Source organism: Shewanella sp. SG41-3 (assembly GCF_014164545.1).
GTDB lineage: Bacteria > Pseudomonadota > Gammaproteobacteria > Enterobacterales > Shewanellaceae > Shewanella > Shewanella vesiculosa.
The window spans coordinates 344,114-359,051 of the sequence record NZ_JACJFJ010000001.1; the positions used below are offsets into that span (position 1 = coordinate 344,114).

Annotated in this window: 14 protein-coding genes; 12 read left to right on the forward strand and 2 right to left on the reverse strand. The window is 42.2% G+C overall.

Annotation, left to right across the window (positions count from 1 at the left end; translation table 11 throughout):
- Positions 1–120 precede the first annotated feature (120 nt).
- On the reverse strand, positions 121–939 hold the full coding sequence (gene proC / locus H5164_RS01555; RefSeq protein WP_182754440.1) for a pyrroline-5-carboxylate reductase: 819 nt from the start codon (positions 937–939) through the stop codon (positions 121–123).
- A gap of 157 nt (positions 940–1,096) precedes the next feature.
- A complete protein-coding gene (locus H5164_RS01560; protein WP_182754442.1) occupies positions 1,097–1,783 on the reverse strand; it encodes a YggS family pyridoxal phosphate-dependent enzyme in 687 nt (228 codons plus the stop codon).
- A 27-nt stretch (positions 1,784–1,810) separates the two neighbouring features.
- Here H5164_RS01560 and H5164_RS01565 point away from each other — a divergent pair, with 27 nt between their 5' ends.
- From H5164_RS01565 to H5164_RS01620, 12 genes are all read left to right on the forward strand, one after another.
- Complete coding sequence (locus H5164_RS01565; RefSeq protein ID WP_011638307.1) at positions 1,811–2,848, forward strand: type IV pilus twitching motility protein PilT; 1,038 nt, start codon at positions 1,811–1,813, stop codon at positions 2,846–2,848.
- Positions 2,849–2,860: 12 nt separating this feature from the next.
- Positions 2,861–3,973, forward strand: coding sequence for a PilT/PilU family type 4a pilus ATPase (locus tag H5164_RS01570; RefSeq protein WP_124017185.1), 1,113 nt, complete (start codon positions 2,861–2,863; stop codon positions 3,971–3,973).
- Positions 3,974–4,233: 260 nt separating this feature from the next.
- Positions 4,234–5,337, forward strand: coding sequence for a hypothetical protein (locus H5164_RS01575; protein ID WP_182754444.1), 1,104 nt, complete (start codon positions 4,234–4,236; stop codon positions 5,335–5,337).
- Between the two features lie 110 nt (positions 5,338–5,447).
- Complete coding sequence (locus H5164_RS01580; protein ID WP_182698372.1) at positions 5,448–5,981, forward strand: glutathione peroxidase; 534 nt, start codon at positions 5,448–5,450, stop codon at positions 5,979–5,981.
- 252 nt (positions 5,982–6,233) lie between these two features.
- The gene (hemH, locus tag H5164_RS01585) at positions 6,234–7,247 is read left to right on the forward strand and encodes a ferrochelatase (protein ID WP_182754446.1); all 1,014 of its coding nucleotides are present in this window, start codon (positions 6,234–6,236) and stop codon (positions 7,245–7,247) included.
- Positions 7,248–7,501: 254 nt separating this feature from the next.
- The gene (gene yciH / locus H5164_RS01590; protein ID WP_182754448.1) at positions 7,502–7,831 is read left to right on the forward strand and encodes a stress response translation initiation inhibitor YciH; all 330 of its coding nucleotides are present in this window, start codon (positions 7,502–7,504) and stop codon (positions 7,829–7,831) included.
- A 206-nt stretch (positions 7,832–8,037) separates the two neighbouring features.
- Positions 8,038–8,598 carry a YqgE/AlgH family protein gene (locus H5164_RS01595; protein WP_182754450.1) on the forward strand — a complete coding sequence of 187 codons (561 nt, stop codon included), beginning with the start codon at positions 8,038–8,040 and terminating at the stop codon, positions 8,596–8,598.
- A gap of 157 nt (positions 8,599–8,755) precedes the next feature.
- The gene (gene ruvX / locus H5164_RS01600; protein ID WP_011638297.1) at positions 8,756–9,175 is read left to right on the forward strand and encodes a Holliday junction resolvase RuvX; all 420 of its coding nucleotides are present in this window, start codon (positions 8,756–8,758) and stop codon (positions 9,173–9,175) included.
- Between the two features lie 638 nt (positions 9,176–9,813).
- Positions 9,814–10,674, forward strand: coding sequence for a mannosyl-3-phosphoglycerate phosphatase (locus H5164_RS01605; protein WP_182754452.1), 861 nt, complete (start codon positions 9,814–9,816; stop codon positions 10,672–10,674).
- A 1-nt stretch (position 10,675) separates the two neighbouring features.
- Positions 10,676–11,896, forward strand: coding sequence for a glycosyl transferase (locus tag H5164_RS01610; protein ID WP_182754454.1), 1,221 nt, complete (start codon positions 10,676–10,678; stop codon positions 11,894–11,896).
- A gap of 25 nt (positions 11,897–11,921) precedes the next feature.
- A complete protein-coding gene (locus H5164_RS01615; RefSeq protein ID WP_182754456.1) occupies positions 11,922–13,658 on the forward strand; it encodes a sugar phosphorylase in 1,737 nt (578 codons plus the stop codon).
- Positions 13,659–13,883: 225 nt separating this feature from the next.
- Positions 13,884–14,441 carry a DUF4136 domain-containing protein gene (locus H5164_RS01620; protein ID WP_124017194.1) on the forward strand — a complete coding sequence of 186 codons (558 nt, stop codon included), beginning with the start codon at positions 13,884–13,886 and terminating at the stop codon, positions 14,439–14,441.
- Positions 14,442–14,938 lie beyond the last annotated feature (497 nt).

The following is a 14,938-nucleotide window of genomic DNA, read 5'->3' on the forward strand; positions in this document are numbered from 1 at the left end:
ACTAAGCTGCAAATATAATCACTCACCGCTCAGATCTGCGCTATTAAAGCTTAGTTTTACCTAAGCTATTTTACACCAAAGAGGTTAACTTTAAGTTAAATATTAGTTCATCTCATCGCGTTAAAATGTTTTAGCCATTTCTTGGGCGCGGGCAACACAGTTTGTCATTGCTTTATCGACTAATTCCACTAAACCGCCTTGCTGAAAAGTTTCAACGGCTCTGGCTGTAGTGCCGCCTTTTGACATCACATTTTGACGTAATTCTGTCACCGATAATTGCTGGTTTTGAATCACCATCTGCGCGGCGCCTAAGGCTGCTTGTTCTGCCAATAATCTTGCTTTGTCTTCTGCCATGCCCATGTTGACCCCAGAAGCGATCATTGACTCAATAAACAAAAAGAAATACGCAGGAGAACTGCCCGCGAGCGCGATAACCTGATCTAATTCAGCTTCATTATCAACCCAGGTCACTTTGCCGCCACTTTGCATCAAGGTTTCGCAAATCGCTTTATGCTCGGCAGAAATACTGTCATCGGCATAAATACCCGTCATGCCGTAACCAATTTGTGTCGGAGTATTAGGCATGGTGCGGATAAGTTTTATTGGCTGTTTAAAATAAACAGCATAACGTGATGCAGGAATACCAGCTGCGATAGTAATGATTAACTTATTGGTTAAATCCAGTGAGCAGAGGTCTTCGCAAACGGTGGCCATTAACTGCGGCTTTACGCTGAGTACAATGACATCAGCAGCTTGTGCTGTTGCATTATTATCATGAGAAACATGAATCGAAAAATCTTGCTGCAAAGCATCCAATTTACCTTTACTTGGATTGGTTGCATGAATAAGGTCACTAGGATAGCCATGTTTAACTAAGCCACTAATAATGCTACGAGTCATATTGCCCGCACCGATAAAACATACTTTTGCTTGAGTCATTGAGTCTGTATCCAATAAATGAGTGAATTTATGTCCAGTTCGTGTGTATGTTACCTAATTCAGTCCTAGGACGCCACGCTTCTGGGTTCTAGGGCTAGGCCGCTGCGCGGATAGAGCACTTCGCTTCTAGGGACAGCTTTGCTCTAGGCTATCAGCTTTATCTCTCGCCAAAGATCGCACTACCGATACGCACCATGGTCGAACCATTCGCGATGGCGATGTCCATGTCATTGCTCATGCCCATAGAAAGGGTATCAACGCTAGGATACTGTTGCTTGAGCTGATCAAATAGCTGCTTTAACTGCGCAAATTCTTGTTGTTGGATCTGCTCGTCATTAGTGGCGGTAGGAATCGCCATTAATCCACGTAATGTCAGCTTAGATAAAGAGTTGATAGTAAGCGCTAACGTGGCAACGTCTTCAGCATTGACGCCCGATTTAGACTCTTCTTGGCTAATATTAACTTGAATACACACGTTTAATGGCGGTTTGTTACTCGGGCGTTGTTCATGTAAACGCTGGGCAATTTTATCGCGACTTAAGGTGTGCATCCAATCAAAATGCTCGGAAACAATTTTGCTTTTGTTTGATTGCAATGGGCCAATAAAATGCCATTCGATATCTGGGTAATCTGCCTGTAAGGCGGTAATTTTAGTTTCGCCTTCTTGAACATAGTTTTCACCAAATAGACGCTGTCCAGCTTGATAAGCGGCAATGATGTCACTGATAGGTTTAGTTTTACTCACCGCCAGCAGGCTTATTTCAGCTGATGATCGTGAACAATTTTGCGCCGCTTGATTAATTCTACTCTGGGCGATTGATATTCTGTCTGCTATTGTTGTCATAATGTTGGTTAAATGGATGTCTCTACAATGGAAATCACTGAATTACTCGCCTTTAGTGTAAAACACAAAGCATCAGATCTACATCTTTCAGCTGGCGTATCTCCTATGATCCGCGTTGACGGTGAGGTAAGGAAAATCAATTTACCTGCGTTAGATCATCAAGGCGTCCATAGTCTTGTCTATGACATCATGAATGATAAACAACGTAAAGACTATGAAGAACATCTAGAAATCGATTTTTCATTTGAAGTGCCTAATTTAGCGCGTTTTCGTGTTAACGCATTTAATCAGTCCCGTGGCGCTGGCGCAGTATTTCGTACCATTCCCTCTGAAATTTTATCGCTTGAGCAACTTGGCGCACCAGAAATATTTAAAAAAATTGCCAGTTATCCACGTGGATTAGTATTAGTTACAGGGCCTACCGGCTCGGGTAAATCAACGACACTCGCTGCGATGGTCGATTACGTTAATGAAAATCGCCATGACCATATCTTAACCATCGAAGACCCAATAGAATTCGTCCATCAAAATAAGCAATGCTTAATCAACCAGCGTGAAGTTCATAAACATACCCATAGCTTTAATGCCGCATTAAGAAGTGCATTACGTGAAGATCCCGATGTGATTCTTGTGGGCGAGATGCGCGACCTTGAAACGATCCGCTTAGCTATGACAGCAGCCGAAACCGGTCACTTAGTGTTTGGTACTTTGCATACCACCTCAGCCGCCAAAACCATTGACCGTGTAGTCGACGTGTTTCCGGAAGGTGAAAAAAGTATGGTGCGCACAATGTTGTCTGAATCGCTTCAGGCGGTTATTTCGCAAACATTAATCAAGAAGATTGGCGGTGGCCGAGTTGCTGCTCACGAAATTATGATGGGTACTCCAGCAATTCGAAACCTGATTCGTGAAGACAAAGTGGCGCAGATGTACTCCGCTATTCAAACGGGTATGTCTCATGGCATGCAAACCCTTGATCAATGTCTGCAAAACTTGGTCAATAGAGGTCTAATTACTCGTGAAGATGCAATGCAGAAAAGCTCGAATAAACAAGCTAATTTCTAAGGAGCTGGGATCATGGATGTTCGTCCATTTTTAAATTTGATGGTGGAAAAAAAAGCGTCTGATTTATTCATCACTGCCGGTTTTCCACCCAGCGCCAAAATTGATGGTGAGTTACGTCAGTTATCTGAAGATAAATTAACCCCAGAGCAGTCGCTGGTGTTTGTTGAATCTTTAATGAGTGATGTACAAAAGAAAGAGTTTCACGATACTAGCGAGTGTAACTTTGCTTTTGCGGCAAAAGATTTAGGCCGTTTTCGTGTCAGCGCCTTCTGGCAACGCGAATCAGCCGGTTGTGTTATGCGCCGTATCGAAACCCAAATTCCTGAAGTTGACGACTTAAAACTGCCGGCGATTTTAAAAGATTTGGTGATGAGTAAGCGTGGTCTTATCATCATGGTAGGTGGCACCGGTACTGGTAAATCGACATCGTTAGCTGCATTGGTGGGGTACCGCAATGCACATGCTCGCGGACACATTCTGACCATTGAAGATCCTGTTGAGTTTGTCCATAACCACCGTAAAAGCATTATTACGCAACGTGAAGTGGGCATTGATACCGAATCATTCGATGCCGCGCTTAAAAGCTCATTGCGTCAAGCACCTGATGTGATTTTAATTGGTGAAATTCGTACTCAAGAAACCATGGAGTTTGCGTTGTCATTTGCTGAAACGGGCCACTTATGTATGGCGACTTTGCATGCCAACAATGCTAACCAAGCACTTGATCGTATTATGCATTTAGTACCAGAAAGTAAGCACAACCAACTACTATTTGATTTGTCATTAAATTTACGCGGTATTGTCGCGCAGCAGCTTATCCCTAAATCAGATGGAACCGGGCGTCGTGCAGCCATTGAAGTGTTAATCAATACTCCTCGAGTGGCCAGCTTGATCGCCAAAAACGAGTTACATTTACTTAAAGAAACTATGGGTAAGTCACGCGAACAAGGCATGCAAACATTCGACCAAGCCTTGCTCGATTTGTATGTAGAAGGCGAAATCAGTTATGCCGACGCATTACATCATGCCGATTCACCTAATGATTTACGCTTAATGATTAAATTACAAAATAATGAAGCCGCGTCGTCAGGGACAATGGAAGGCATTACTCTAGACATGGATTAGTGATTATCTTAGTCAGTCAATAAGCTGATAATTCATCAAGCTGTTTATTATTAAAGGCCGTAAGTCACATCTTACGGCCTTTTTTGTTACCATGGTCACCATTATTGTTATCATTACTGTGGTTATCATGACTATTGTTGTGAAAGTTGCGATAACAAAAATACATTAAAAATCTTTTTTTCAGTAACCTTATTCGTATTTTTACGTTGTCTGTTACACATTTTTTCACGTTATATAAAATTGTTTTTCAAGGATGTTTCATGCAGTTATGGCAAAAAGTCACCGTCTTATCTTCGCTAATCTTGTTTCCATTCGCGGCCTCAGCAGTACCAGTCACAGATGAAGTCGATATCGGCGGTGCAGTGCGCGTGAACTACGGTTGGAAAGATTACGACAATAACTCCAAACTTGAGTTTGAACTGTTCCGTGCCGATGTTAACTACAAGAGTAAAGATGGCTTATTCGCCTCTGCTCAGTATCGTTGGTATGAAAATATGGACGTAGTGCATCATGCATACATGGGTTATCAATTTGATGAAGCCCAATCAGTGCAAGTGGGTGTAACCCAAGTTCCATTTGGATTATTACCTTATGCCGCCCATTCATTTTGGTTCGGCGCAACCTATTATCTTGGTTTTGAAGATGATTATGATGCCGGTATCCATTACAAAAATGAACAAGATGGTTGGCGTTATGACTTAGCGTATTTTGCTAATGACGAAATTGGCGACGGTTCTAATTATGATCGTTACTCATTTGATGCGGCCACAACAGCCGATTCACCATATGAAGAGGCAGGACAAATCAACGCCCGAGTTGAACGAGAATTTACCTCTGGTGAAGTGACTCATAAGTTAGGTGGTTCATTACAATACAGCCAATTAGATTTTATGGCTGATGCCGCTACCGTAGTAGGTGAAGACACCAATGGTCTTGCCGCTGCAGCGCATTGGCAACTTGACTGGAAACAATGGCAATTACAGTTACAGTATATTCATTATGACTATGATATAGACAACAGTGAACGTATTGCGCTGAGTGCATTTCAATACCCATTTGAAATTGCTGCTGAAGCCGATGTTGCTACCGTTAACATTGCTAAATCGTTTGACGTTGATTGGGGTCCAATCTCTAATGTAAATTTTTACAACGATTACAGCCAGGTAATGGCATCGGGTCAAGGGCTTGATGATTCTATCCAGAATGTGACTGGTGTTGCCATCACTGCAGGTAAATTTTATTCTTATGTAGATTGGATTGCCGGTAAAAATATGTGGTTTGTTGATGGTCCAGGCGTTGGTATCAATAATGGTGATACATCATGGCATTCTCGTTTAAACATCAATATTGGTTTCTATTTCTAAAAGGTTTTGATCTCAATAAAAAAGTATCGCGTATAATGTATTGATACTTCATTAGGCACCGATAAATTCATTTAGCGGTGCCTGTTCACTTTGAGAAAAGGACACTTAACATGATTAAATTTATTGCCGCAGCAGGCTTGTTTACCCTTAGTGCAGGGGCTTTCGCTGCAAGTTGTCCTGATTATCTCAATGTTGAAGCCCGCAAATTACATTCCGAAGAAAACGTCAATTTATGTGAACTCACCCAAGGTAAAGCAGTATTAATTGTTAATACCGCCTCCCATTGTGGCTTTACACCTCAATTTGAAGCACTTGAAGCCTTGCACAAGCAATATGCCGACAAAGGTTTAGTGGTCATTGGTTTTCCATCAGATGATTTTTTCCAAGAAGAAAAAGACGAAGCTAAAACCGCAGATGTATGTTTCATCAACTACGGTGTCACGTTTACCATGGTGTCAACATCACCCGTGAGAGGCAGTGAAGCCAATTCAGTGTTTAAATATTTAGGTGATAAAAGTGGCCAGCCAAAGTGGAACTTCTATAAATATGTTGTTTCAGGCGATGGCAAAACGGTAAAAGAATTTAGCTCTCGTGTTAAACCCGATAGCGATGAATTGATAAAAGCGATTGAGTCCGTTCTATAAGTGGTTAGCTTATCCAAATGAGTTAGCTAGGATAATTAGTTAACTTGGGATAGCGTTAACTAATATAGCTATTTAATCGAGATAATAGTTTAATTGAAATAGACGTTTTAGAGCGCCGATCGATTTGATCATCAAATCGATAACTAGCGCTCTTTTTGTGTTAATCGAAAGCGATATAATTATAATTTCATCTCACAAGTTACTCATACTGTGATGTATTTATAAATCCATACTAATAACGGAGAAGATACTTTGGCTAGATTTTCAGGGCTAGATAAAGAAACCGGTCACAAAGCGCGTGGCAAAACCGGTGTATTATTATTAAATCTAGGTACACCAGATGCACCAACCGCATCAGCTGTTCGCATCTATTTAGCTGAGTTTTTGGCCGATCCTCGAGTCGTCGAAATTCCAAAACTGATATGGATGATTATTCTTCATGGGATTATTCTACGTGTTCGTCCAGCTAAATCAGCAGCCTTATACAAACAAGTGTGGACCGAAGCCGGTTCGCCTCTACTCGACATTAGCCAACGTCAGCAAGCCAAACTAGCCAGTCATTTACACGCGCAAGGGCATGATGTGAGCGTCCATTTGGCTATGCGTTATGGTTCTCCATCAACGGCCAGTACCCTGCAAGCAATGCACAAGCAAGGTGTAGATAATTTAGTGGTTTTGCCTTTATACCCACAGTACGCGGCTCCAACAACGGGTTCGGCATTTGATGCTTTAGCCAAAGAATTAATGAAATGGCGTTATATCCCCGCACTGCACTTTATTAACACCTACCATGACAACCCTGATCTTATCGATGCGCTTGCTGCCTCGATTGAAAAAGATTTCGAACAACACGGAAAACCACAAAAACTGGTGATGTCTTATCATGGTATGCCTGAACGCAATTTGCATTTAGGCGATCCTTATTATTGTTTTTGTATGAAGACAACTCGCTTAGTGGTAGAAAAATTAGGCCTAACTGAAGATGAGTATGTGGCAACATTCCAGTCTCGCTTTGGTAAAGCTAAATGGTTACAACCATACACAGACGTAACCATTGGTAGTCTGCCTGAAAAAGGTGTTACCGATATCGCGGTTATCTGCCCAGCATTTAGTGCCGATTGTTTAGAAACCTTAGAAGAAATTAAGGGCGAAAATCGTCACGTATTTGAAGATGCAGGTGGCAAAAACTTTAGATACATCGAATGTTTAAATGACAATGATGATCATATCAATATGATGGCAAATCTTGTTAAACCTTTTCTATAATTATAGGGCGTGACTCCGTCACTGCTAGGGCGCTTCGCTTCTAGGGCGGACTGCGTCCTGCTAGGGACAGCTTCGCTGCTAAGATCCTTGGCCGCTATGCGGCTAGGCTGTTGATTTTATAGAATCTAGCCGCGTAGCGTCCTAGCAGCGCAGCGCTCTAGGCTGTTGCGTACCTAGGCTTTTAGCTTTATATCCTCGCCTCTGCTTTTATGATTTGTTAAACTCAAATAAAGTTTTATTGCTAAAGAAATAATATGAGAATAGATCCTAATATCGCATTAGTTTATAGCACTGATAAAGGTCGTATTGAACAACCTAAACCGCAAGTTGAAGTGCCAAGCGGTGATGGTATCGTGCGGATCCACAAAGACAGTAAAGGCCGAAAAGGTAAAGGCGTTAGTGTGATCAAAGGGCTCGAGTTAGATGAAAAAGCCTTAAAAGAGTTAGCGCAAAAACTGAAGAAACAATGTGGCTGCGGTGGTACAGTGAAAGACTTCTGCATTGAGGTACAAACCGACAATCGCGAACAAATAAAATCCATATTAGAAAAGTTGAGTTTCACCGTGAAATTGGCGGGTGGATAATACTAGGGCTTGTTGGTCTGTGGTGGTCAATATTTATTCGAACCCTTCGGGCAATCTTTTTAGCGGCTTTATACTGTGTTATAGCTTGTTGATCTAGCATAATTACATCAACAAGTTCTGCCTTGTATGACATGGCTACAAATCGCGGTAAAAATCATCTTGAAAGACCAACAAGCCCAAGGCTAACGCACTATTGGGGAGAGAATATGGATAGCTTAAAAGACCACTTTTTAATTGCCATGCCATCGTTAGATGATACATTTTTCGAACGCTCAGTGATCTACATTTGCGAGCATGATCAAAAGGGGGCGATGGGCATCATTGTTAACCGTCCAATAGGTTTGGAGATTGAAGAGCTGCTTGAGCAAATGGAGCTGTATTTATCGCCTGAGTTTTTATTCTCCCTCGACAGCCAAGTACTCATTGGTGGCCCTGTTGCTCCGGAGCGAGGCTTTGTACTGCATACGCCGCAAAAACATTGGCTCAATAGTACTGAAATCAGTGAGGAGACAATGCTAACATCTTCGCGAGATATATTGGCCTCGATTGGCTCAGACAAATCCCCAGAAAATTTTGTGGTTGCGCTTGGTTACGCGGGTTGGAGTAAAAATCAACTGGAACAAGAGATTGCCGACAATACCTGGTTAACGATCAAAGCTTCGGCCGAGATATTATTTAACGTAGAACCTGAACAAATGTGGCAGTCGGCCACCCAACAACTCGGTTTCGATATTTGGCAAATGTCGAGTCAAATAGGCCATGCTTAACAATAGTTCGCTGCGCTTCTAGGGCGGACTATGTCCTGCTAGGGGGCAGCTGCGCTGCTAAGATTTATAGAATCTAGCCGCGAAGCGTCCTAGCAGCGTAGCGCTCTAGGCTGTTACTTTTAAAGCGTCCTCTAAAGATTCAAACAAAGAGATATACATGCAACCACAAACCGTTTTAGGCTTCGACTATGGCACCAAAAGTATCGGTGTCGCTATCGGTCAAGCCATCACTGCCAGTGCCACGCCTTTATTATCGATCAAAGCGGTTGATGGCATCCCTAATTGGGATGATATCGACAAATTATTGAAAGAATGGCAACCTGATCTTGTGGTCGTTGGCTTGCCATTAAATATGGACGGCACTGAGCAAGAGATGACTCAACGAGCTCGAAAATTTGCTAATCGAATTAATGGTCGATTTGGTGTCAAGATTGCCACCCAAGATGAACGCCTAACCACTGCAGATGCTAAAGCGCGCTTATTCGAATTAGGTGGTTTTAAAGCATTAACCAAAGGCCAAGTGGATGCCGTGTCAGCAGTGTTAATTATCGAAAGTTATTTCGAAAACCAATTCTAAGTTAATGCCTAGATTCTAGGGTCGCTTCGCTGCTAGGACGTGACTACGTCACTGCTAGGGTCGCTTCGCTGCTAGGGCGTGACTACGTCACTGCTAGGGTCGCTTCGCTACTAGGGCGTGACTACGTCACTGCTAGGGTCGCTTCGATGCTAGGGCGTGACTGCGTCACTGCTAGTGTCGCTGCGCTGCTAGGATTTTATAGGATCTAGCAGCGTAGCGTTCTAGCATCTAGGCTCTATAGCTTGTCATCGCTTCATTTGCCCCAAAATGGTGCGATTTTTATTCATCGTTGCACATATCTTCTTATCCTGTTCAATACACCTTTCTACCTCACCTTTATTTTTAAAATAATAAAATCAACTATATCAATGATTAAAATCTATTTGTTCTATTAAGGTGCAAACTTATTACGTTTGGCACATATCCTGAATCTATCTTAAGTAAATCGGATTAGATTAAGCGCGATAATGACTCATTCGCTATATTTATTACTTGTATAGCACTTAGCCGCGTAGCGTTCCTAGCAGTGACGAAGTCACGCCCTAGCGCCTAGAACCTAGAACCTCGCAGCGCAGCGATCTAGCAGGACGCAGTCCGCTCTATGCTTAGTTTCGTTCAATGATTGAAAAGGACAGTATATGACAATACGACCACTTATCTTTACTGACATAGATGGCACTTTACTTGATCATTTTGACTACAGTTTTAGCCATGCGATTGAAGTGATTGAAGCATTGAATGAACGGAAAATTCCGATTATCGCCAATACCAGTAAAACCTTTGCCGAAATGGAAAAGCTGCAACAAACCATTGGTTTTAATTCACCGTTTATTTCAGAAAATGGTGCGGCAATATATATCCCTATTGGTTACTTTGACCAACAACCACCAGACACATTTAGCCAAGGGTATTATTGGGTAAAAGAGTTTTGTCAGCCGCGAGAATACTGGCTTGATTTGTTAAAACAACATGCGCAAGCATTTAACGATGACTTTATTGGTTTTTCATCTCTATCAGTTGAAGCATTATGTGAGATCACCGATTTATCGCCAGATAATGCCAGGTTGGCTTTGATTAGGAATTATGCTGAGCCAGTACTTTGGCAAGGCAGTGAAACCAATAAACAAGCCTTTATTGAATTAATGACCCGTGTTGGTGCACATACCCTACAAGGTGGACGCTTTCTTCATGTTGGCGGCGATACTGATAAAGGCAAAGCGATGCAATGGTTAGCGGATGTCTATTCTCAGCAATATAACACTCCCGTGACCACCATTGCACTCGGTGACAGTGGTAATGATAACGCCATGCTCGAAGCCGCTGATCTGGCAATCCAAATCAAATCCCCCGTTCATGAGTTTCCTTCATTAGCGACGAAAAATCCCAGTATCAAAAGTAGTGAATTTGGTCCTAAAGGTTGGGCTGAATGCATTAAGCAAACTCTGCTGTCGTCATCGGCTGAATCACCTGTAAAGCAACTATCATTAGGAGGGGCGTAATATGGCCGATTTTTACCAAAATGGCATAGTCACCACAATGCATAATTTAACCCGACGTAGCCATGAAGAGCTGGAGCAAGATTTAATAACGTTTTCAAAAACACGTCCGTTAGGACTCATTTTGCCATCCTTGTATTCAGAGCTAGAAGGTGATGCCCTTAAAGATATCGTCAGTAAATTAAAACAGGTGCCGTATTTATCCGAAATCGTCATTGGCTTAGATAGAGCCGATCTTAAGCAGTACAAACATGCGCTAAGCTTTTTTGGTGAATTACCACAGCATCACCGCATTTTGTGGAATGATGGCCCACGCTTACAAGCGCTGGATGCAAAATTACAGGCATTAGGATTAGCCCCCAAAGAGTTGGGTAAAGGTCGTAATGTATGGTACTGCATGGGCTATATTTTGGCTTCAGGCAAAACGGAATCGGTTGCGTTGCATGATTGCGATATTGTCACTTACGAAAAGTCGTTGCTGGCTCGTTTACTTTATCCTGTAGCCAATCCACAGTTTCATTACGAATTTAGTAAAGGTTATTACGCGCGAATTTCGAATGGGCAAGTTAATGGTCGAGTGTCACGCCTATTAGTTACGCCGTTGATTAAAGCGCTTAAAAAAGTAGTCGGTTATAACGAATATTTAGAATACATGGACAGTTTTCGTTATCCATTAGCGGGTGAGTTTTCATTTAGACGAGACGTGCTCAATGACCTGCGTATTCCAAGCGACTGGGGCTTAGAAATTGGTGTGCTATCAGAAATGCAGCGCAATTATTCCCATAACCGCATTTGTCAGGTCGACATTGCTGATAATTACGACCATAAACATCAAGACTTATCATTGGATAATGAAGAAGCTGGTTTGTCTAAAATGTCGATTGACATTACCAAAGCCTTTTTCCGTAAACTGGCGACGCAAGGACATACTTTCAGCAACGAATCGTTTCGAACAGTCAAGGCGACGTATTACCGTATTGCACTCGATTATGTCGAAACCTACCATAACGATGCCATCATGAATGGCCTGACCACGGACATTCATTTAGAAGAAAAAGCGGTAGAAATGTTTGCTCAAAATATCGTTACAGCAGGGCAACGCTTTTTAGATAATCCAATGGAAACTCCGTTTATGCCAACCTGGAGTCGAGTGGTCAGTGCCATGCCCGATGTACTTGAGCAGCTTAAAGACGCAGTTGAAGCCGACAACGCTGAGTTTAGTTAACGTAAACGATTAACGAGGACACTTTATGTCAGTAATGGATGGATTACAGCAAAAGCTGCAGCAACAACTTAGCTGCATTTATAATGATATCGACATTAATATCAGCCTGTCAGCATTGGCAACTCAGCTTATTGATATCATGCGTATTACAGAGTATTGCCAAGTACCTGAGCCTTTTGCAAATCATTGGTCTGAAAAAGACATCATAATGATCACTTATGGTGACAGTGTGATCCAACAAGGCGAGCGACCGCTCACCACACTGGCGCAATTTATCGACAGCTATCTAAGTTGCATCAATGCGGTGCATATTTTACCCTTTTTTCCTTACAGTTCAGACGATGGCTTCTCTGTTATTGATTATTCAAGCGTCAACGAAGGGCTAGGCTCGTGGGCAGACATTAGTGCTATTGCCAGTAAACGGAGGTTAATGTCAGATTTAGTGATCAATCATTGCTCTAGTCGGAGCTTATGGTTTGAGAATTTCTGTAAAGGTGAGGGTGTAGGTCATGATTACTTTTTTACTGCCAATCCAAATGATGACTTAAGCGCTGTCGTTCGGCCAAGAACCTCAGCCTTATTAAGACCAACAGAAACACCCAACGGCACGGAACATGTGTGGTGTACCTTTAGCCATGATCAAGTTGATTTTGACTTTCGCAATCCACAAGTATTAATCGAGTTTGTGCGCATCATTCGTCAATATTTAGATGCCGGCGTGAGTATTTTTCGCCTCGATGCGGTGGCGTTTTTATGGAAAATAGTCGGTAACAAATCCATCAACTTAGCGCAGACCCATGAGGTTGTGCGTTTATTGCGGACCCTGATCGAGCATGCGCAGCAAGATGCCATTATTATTACCGAAACCAATATCCCCAATACTCAAAACTTAACTTACTTTGGCAATGCTAACGAAGCACATTGCATATATAACTTTTCCTTGCCACCTTTGTTGATCAACAGCCTTATTACTGGTAGCTGTTTGTATTTAAAGCGTTGGCTTATGAGCATGCCGCCTGCTCAAGATGGCACTACTTACTTTAATTTTATTGCTTCTCATGATGGTATTGGTTTACGTCCAGCGGAAGGCTTACTTGAAGATGATGAGATTGATACTCTGGTCGAGACAATGAAACAGTTTGGCGGTCAAATTTCATCCAGAACCACAGAAGATGGCCAGCAAAAACCGTATGAAATGAACATCGCCCTATTTGATGCACTTCAAGGCACCACTAAAGGCAAAGACTCATGGGGGATGCAACGTTTTGTTTGCGCGCATAGCATTATGTTAGCCCTAGAAGGCATTCCAGGTATTTATATTCACAGTTTATTGGGAACTCGCAATGATTATGAAAAGCTGGCCAATACTTCGCATAATCGGGCTATCAATCGTCACCGTTGGGATCTCAATCAATTAACAGAGCAACTGAGTGATGCTAACAGCGACCACAGCCAAGTGTTAACGACGCTCACTCATTTAATCAATATTCGTACCCAGCAAATTGCATTTCATCCTAATGCGACTCAATTTACCTTGCACCTTGGGTTACAGCTATTTGGTTTCTGGCGTCAAAGTCGTAATCGTAAACAAAGTATCTTCTGCATCAGTAATGTATCGGACCAAATTACTGATCTGCCCATTAATGAACTTAACCTTATTATTGCAGAATACTGGGTCGACCTATTAACCGGGCAGCAAATAGAAGACATCACCCAACCCATGCCATTGCAACCATACCAAACAGTGTGGATTAGTAACTAGTGCGCTAGATTCTAGGAACTCGCAGGCTCGCTAGAGGATGGATTATGTCCTGCTAGGACAGCTTCGTCGCTGCGCGATTAGGCTGTTGATTTCTTAGTCTCTAGCCGCATAGCGTTCTAGCAGCGAAGCGCTCTAGGCTCTCCAACTATGAAATCTTGTTAACTTGACAACGCCTTTGCTCTCTATAAGCTAATAACAATTAACGTCTTGTTTTTTGGAGCCTGTATGAAAACCCTATTTATCGCTGCTGCAGTATTGGCATTGAGCGCATGTAGTACCTTAAAATCATCTTCAGACTTCGATCCGTCGGTATCATTTAATCAATATAAAACCTACTCATGGGTAGAGAAGAAGGTTGATGATGCGGGCTATCATCTCGATGGACTCATGGATCAACGTGTTCGTGCCGCAATCGAAACCCAATTGAGCCAAAAAGGTATCAGTAAAACAGACAAGCAAAATGCAGACTTGCTGGTCAACTACATCACCAAAGTAGACAAAAAGATCAATATCGACACCTTTAATAGCCACTTCGGTTATAACCCATATTATGGTCCACGCTGGGGATTAGGTGGCAGCCTGCAAACTGAGACCACAGTTCGTGAATACGATGTTGGTACCTTAATGGTCGACTTAGTCGACAACAAAACAGGTAAGCTTATTTGGCGTGGCACAGTAGCTGATACTGTTCGAGAGCAAAACACCCCTGAAGAGCGGATCCAGATTATCAATCATGCTATTGACACTGTTATGAAGGATTATCCACCTAAGCCGACACAGTAAACGTTGACGTTAAATAAACAACGCTAGTAAAAGCCTCGATTACCGAGGCTTTTTTGTTGCATAAACCCTTTGTTCATCAATGTTTGAGCATAAAAGACTTATTGTTATAAAGTGCTAAGGTTAACGATTTAGACTTCAAAACAAGATTATACTGTGAGCATGCATAGAGTCAGTTGACCTTCGCTGATTAAGTTTTGTTCGATGTAAGAGTGTTAATCGAGGTGTGTGGATGCCGCCTAGCAATTTAAGCAACTATCTCTTGGAGAAAATGCACTCAACAAAGAGTAAAACGTTTTAGCGGATCCTTCGAGCAGCGTTAGTTGGCGATTTCAAGGGGGTTATTGGCTTTTATGTGGCATCACGCCACAGCAAGGCCCAGTGTTATCATTTATTTTTTTCATAAACCACTAATGTGCAGCAACAAGCTTGGAAGACCAACAGACTCTAACTTAGTTGGATCCTTACACTCGCAATGATGACATTATCGACTCAAGCTA